Source organism: Kineococcus indalonis, from assembly GCF_009906395.1.
Taxonomy (GTDB): domain Bacteria; phylum Actinomycetota; class Actinomycetes; order Actinomycetales; family Kineococcaceae; genus Kineococcus; species Kineococcus indalonis.
Genome location: NZ_JAAALM010000325.1, coordinates 1 through 4,702, shown reverse-complemented (window position 1 = coordinate 4,702; position 4,702 = coordinate 1). Strand labels below are relative to the sequence as shown.

Genomic DNA, 4,702 nt, shown 5'->3' with positions numbered 1-4,702 from the left:
GAGCCCCGGCTGGTGCTCGACCCCGCCGAGGGCCTGCAGGTGGGCGTGCGGCGCACCCTGGAGGGCGCGCCCGTGCCCGAGTGGCGCGTGCTGGCCGTGCACGGCGGGCACCCGCCCTTCTGCGGCCCGGACTGGCTGCGCGCGGTGCACACCCACCTCGGCGCCGGCGAGCCGCTGCTGGTCAGCGTGCGCCGCCAGGGCCGCCTGCTGGCCTTCGGGGCCTTCGCCGTCCAGGGCGCCGGGCCCGGCGGCCACCGCCCGCTGGTGACGCTGCTCGGCGCCGGCGGCAGCGACTACGCCTCCGTGCTCACCGACCCCGACAGCCCCGTGCCCGCCGTGCGCCTGCACGCGGCCGTCCTCGACGCCGTGCACGGCGAGGTCCCCGGCGCCCTGTTCGACCTCGAGCAGGTCCTGGAGGACGACCCGCTGCTGGAGGCCGCCGCCGGCTGGGCCGCCGCGCGCGGCTACGGCGCCCGCCGGCTGCGCCAGGCCACCGTCCACGCCGTGCGCCTGCCCGCCACCGTCGCCGAGCACGACGCCGCGCTGGGCCGCCACGCCCGCCACGAGGAGCGCCGGCAGTGGCGCCGCCTGGCCGAGCGCGGCGAGCTCGTCGTCGTCGACGACCTCCTGGACGGGCTGGCGGCGCTGCGCGAGAGCCGCCCCGCCGCCGCCGAGGAGCGCCTGGGCGCCCTGCTGGCCGAGCTGGCCGACGTGGACGCCGCCCACCCCCGCGCCGCGCGGCGGCGCCAGCCCTGGCGCGGGGACTCCGGGCGCACCCTGGCGCAGTTCCTGCGCACCGCCCCGCGCGGGGTGGCCCAGCTGTCCGGCCTGCGCGTGGACGGGCGCCTGGTGGCCTACGCCTTCTGCCTGGCCGGCCCGCGCGCCCTGCACGGCTACGTGCAGTCCTACCGCGCCGAGGTCGCCGCCGCCGGGCCCGGCACCCTGCTGCTGCTGCGCGTGCGCCGGCGCGCCCTGCTGTCCGGCTACGGCGAGCTGGACCTGCTGCGCGGGGAGGAGGCCTACAAGCGCCGCTTCGAGCGCACCACCCGGCACACCGCCCGCCTGACCCTGGCCCCCGCCGGGCGCGAGCTGCTGCCCGCCGCGCTCGACCGCGCCGTGCTGCTGCGGCGCACCTACCGCGACCAGCTGCACCGCTCCCCGCGCCTGGGCCGCTCCGTGGACGCGCTGTCCACCGCCGGGGAGGCCGTGCGCGCCGACCTGGCCCGCCGGGCCGCCGCGGTGCGCACCGCCGGGCGGCGGGCCGCCGCGCTGAGCGGCGCCCGCGCGCGGCTCAGCGCGGGGCGTCCACCCGCACCCGGTCCACCGTCCACGCCCGGGCCCGCTCGCTGATCGTCACGCCCAGGCCCGGGCGCGACGACAGGTGCATGCGCCCGTCGCGCACCTCCAGGCGCTCCTCGAAGAGCGGGTGCAGCCAGTCGAAGTGCTCCACCCACGGCTCGATCGGGTACGCCGCCGCCAGGTGCGCGTGGATCTCCATGGCGAAGTGCGGGGCGAGCTGCAGGTGCGCGTGCTCGGCCAGCACGGCCAGCTTCAGGAACTGCGTGATGCCCCCGATGCGCGGCGCGTCCGGCTGCAGGACGTCGGCCGCCCCGGCGCGGATGAGCTCGTCGTGCTCGCGCACGCTGGTGAGCATCTCGCCGGTGGCGATCGCGGTGTCCAGCGAGCGGGCCAGCTGCGCGTGCCCCTCGGTGTCGTAGGCGTCCAGCGGCTCCTCGATCCACACCAGCCCGAACTCCTCCAGCGCCCGGCCCACCCGCTGCGCGGTCGGGCGGTCCCACTGCTGGTTGGCGTCCACCATGAGCGGCACGCCGTCGCCGACGTGCTCGCGCACCGCCCGCACCCGGCGCAGGTCCTCCCCGACGTCCGGCTGCCCCACCTTGACCTTGATGCCGCCCACGCCGGCGGCCAGGGTGCGGTCGGCGTTGGCCAGGACCTGCTCCAGCGGCTCGTGCAGGAACCCGCCGGAGGTGTCGTAGCAGCGCACCGAGTCGCGGTGGGCGCCCAGCAGCTTGGCCAGCGGCAGCCCGGCCCGCTTGGCCTTCAGGTCCCACAGCGCGATGTCCAGCGCCGCCAGGGCCTGCGTGGCGGCGCCGCTGCGGCCCACCGAGGCGCCCGCCCACACGAGCTTGGTCCACAGCCGGCCGGTGTCGCTGGGGTCCTCGCCGATCAGGTCCGCGGCCACCTCGCGGGCGTGGGCGAACTGCGCGGGCCCGCCGGCGCGCTTGGAGTAGCCGAAGCCCACGCCCTCCAGGCCCGCCTCGGTGCTCACCTCGGCGAAGAGGAGGACCACCTCCGTCATGGCCCGCTGGCGCCCGGTGAGCACCTTCGCGTCGCTGGTGGGCGCCCGCAGGGGCAGCACCACCGACGACAGGGTGACGGAGGCGATGCGGTCCACGACGGGGGAGCCGGGCGGCGCCGTGGACGCGACCCCGGTCGGTGCGGTGCGGGTCATGGCGTCCTCTCCTCGGCGGGCGCCGAGGACGGCGCGCGTCACCGGCGGCGGTGGCCCCACCGTAGGAAGCGCGCGAGATGCGTGTCCAGGAGCGTCACGGCATCGCGCGATGCCCTGCGCGCACCACGGTGAGCGCCACGCCCGGCCCCGCCGCGCGGCGGGCCCGGGCGCTCAGCCGGCGGCCAGCTCCGCGCGCGTGGGCGGGTTCGCGCCCGCGCGCGAGCAGGTGATCGACGCCGCGCGCACCGCCGTGCGCAGCACGTCCTCCAGCGCGTCCAGGCGCAGCGCCCGCAGGCCGCGCGCGCCCGCCGGGCCCAGCAGGTCGTGCTCGGCCAGCGCGTGCAGCAGCCCGGAGGTGAAGGCGTCCCCGGCCCCGACCGTGTCGACGACCTCGGTGGGCGGTGCCGGCACGCGCATCGCACCCGCACCGGCCACGGCCACCGCGCCGTCGCCGCCGCGGGTGACCACCACCAGCGCCGGGCCGCGGCGCTGCCAGCGCCGCGCCACCTCCACCACGTCCTCGCCCGGGCACAGCCAGGCCAGGTCCTCGTCGGAGGCCTTGACGACGTCGGCGGCGTCCACGAACGACTCCACCCGCACCAGCGCCTGCTGCGGGGTGCCCAGGAACGCCGGGCGCACGTTGGGGTCGTAGCTGGTGGTGGCCCGGCCCCGCCACGAGCGCAGCAGCTCCAGCGCCTGGCCCGCGCCCGGGTCCACGGCCGCGCCGATGGACCCGGTGTGCACCACGTCCAGCTCCGCCGGCAGCTGCGCCGGCGCCAGGCGCCACTGCAGGTCGAAGTCGTAGGAGGCGCGGCCCTGCTCGTCCAGCACGGCGCGCGCCACCGACGTGGGCAGCTCGTCCACCGCGCCGGGCACCAGCGAGACCGCCCCGGCCGCCAGGTGCCCGCGCAGCAGGCGGCCGCGCTCGTCGTCGCCCAGCCGGGTCAGCAGGGACACCTCGTGCTCCAGGCGCCCCAGGCCGTAGGCGACGTTCAGCGGGCTGCCGCCGGGGTGCTCGGACTCCTCGCCGGCGGCGGTGCGGACGACGTCGACGAGCGACTCGCCGACGACGAGGGCGCGGGCCCTCACCGCGGGCCGGTGAAGTCGACGGCGGAGTACGCGCGCAGCTTGGACAGCTTGTGCTCGGACTCCACGCGGCGGATCGTGCCGGACTTGGAGCGCATGACGATGCTGGAGGTGCTGATCGTGTCGCCGCGGTAGCGCACCCCGCCGACCAGCTCGCCGTCGGTGATGCCGGTGACGACGAAGTAGACGTTGTCGCTGGCCACGAGCGCGTGGGTGTCCAGCACCGCGTCCAGGTCGTGCCCGGCGTCGAGCGCCTTCTGCTTCTCGTCGTCGTCGCGCGGGGCCAGCCGGCCCTGGATGGTGCCGCCCAGGCAGTGCATCGCGCAGGCGGCGATGATGCCCTCCGGGGTGCCGCCCACGCCCATGAGCAGGTCCACGCCGGTGCCCTCGCGCGCGGCCATCACCGCGCCGGCCACGTCGCCGTCGGAGATGAACTTGATGCGCGCGCCCGCCTCGCGCACCTCCTGCGCCAGCTGCGCGTGGCGCGGGCGGTCCAGGATGCAGACCGTCACGTCCTCCACCCAGCGGTTCTTCGCCCGCGCCAGGCGGCGCACGTTCTCCTTCACGGGCAGGCGGATGTCCACCGCGTCGGCGGCCTCCGGGCCCGCGACGAGCTTGTCCATGTAGAAGACCGCGCTGGGGTCGTACATCGTGCCGCGCTCGGCCACCGCCAGCACCGCCACCGCGTTGGGCATGCCGCGCGCGGTCAGCGTGGTGCCGTCGATGGGGTCCACGGCCACGTCGCACTCCGCGCCCGTGCCGTCGCCGACGCGCTCGCCGTTGTAGAGCATCGGGGCGTTGTCCTTCTCGCCCTCGCCGATGACGACCGTGCCGTTCATGCTCACGGTGCTGATGAGGGTGCGCATGGCGTTGACCGCGGCGCCGTCGGCCTTGTTCTTGTCCCCGCGCCCCACCCACCGCCCGCCGGCCATCGCCGCGGCCTCGGTGACGCGCACGAGCTCCATCGCGAGGTTGCGGTCGGGGGCCTCGGTGCCCACGGCCAGCGCCGCGGGGAGGGGGGTCGAGGCGTTCTGGGACATGGGACCTCCACGGGCGGCGCGTCGTCGGGCCGCCAGCGTATCCGGCACCATGGGGGGCGTGAGCACGACCGGCGGCCCGCCCGCCCCCCATGGTGCCGGATAC

Annotated in this window: 4 protein-coding genes; 1 reads left to right on the top strand and 3 read right to left on the bottom strand. The window is 77.4% G+C overall.

Features of this window, described 5'->3' with window-relative positions; translation table 11 throughout:
* Positions 1-1,350, top strand: a 1,350-nt coding sequence (locus GTR00_RS14845) for a GNAT family N-acetyltransferase (protein ID WP_205705865.1), incomplete at its 5' end; no start/stop codon positions are given.
* On the opposite strand, the gene GTR00_RS14840 is transcribed toward GTR00_RS14845, so the two are convergent.
* The 3 genes from GTR00_RS14840 to glpX all read right to left on the bottom strand — a co-directional run bounded on the left by GTR00_RS14840 (position 1,292) and on the right by glpX (position 4,599).
* Positions 1,292-2,473: an L-talarate/galactarate dehydratase gene (locus tag GTR00_RS14840; RefSeq protein ID WP_166612378.1), complete on the bottom strand. Its 1,182-nt coding sequence runs from the start codon at positions 2,471-2,473 to the stop codon at positions 1,292-1,294. The two genes, GTR00_RS14845 and GTR00_RS14840, sit on opposite strands and share 59 nt — an antisense overlap.
* A 171-nt stretch (positions 2,474-2,644) precedes the next feature.
* On the bottom strand, positions 2,645-3,562 hold the full coding sequence (locus tag GTR00_RS14835; RefSeq protein ID WP_166612377.1) for a carbohydrate kinase family protein: 918 nt from the start codon (positions 3,560-3,562) through the stop codon (positions 2,645-2,647).
* Positions 3,559-4,599 carry a class II fructose-bisphosphatase gene (gene glpX, locus GTR00_RS14830; RefSeq protein ID WP_166612376.1) on the bottom strand — a complete coding sequence of 347 codons (1,041 nt, stop codon included), beginning with the start codon at positions 4,597-4,599 and terminating at the stop codon, positions 3,559-3,561. Before glpX ends, GTR00_RS14835 begins: the two co-directional genes overlap by 4 nt.
* Between the last annotated feature and the right edge of the window lie 103 nt (positions 4,600-4,702).

Coding starts and splice junctions, on each gene's coding strand:
- GTR00_RS14840 (WP_166612378.1), bottom strand. CDS start 2,473: ATGACCCGCACCGCACCGACCGGGGTCGCGTCCACGGCGCCGCCCGGC.
- glpX (WP_166612376.1), bottom strand. CDS start 4,599: ATGTCCCAGAACGCCTCGACCCCCCTCCCCGCGGCGCTGGCCGTGGGC.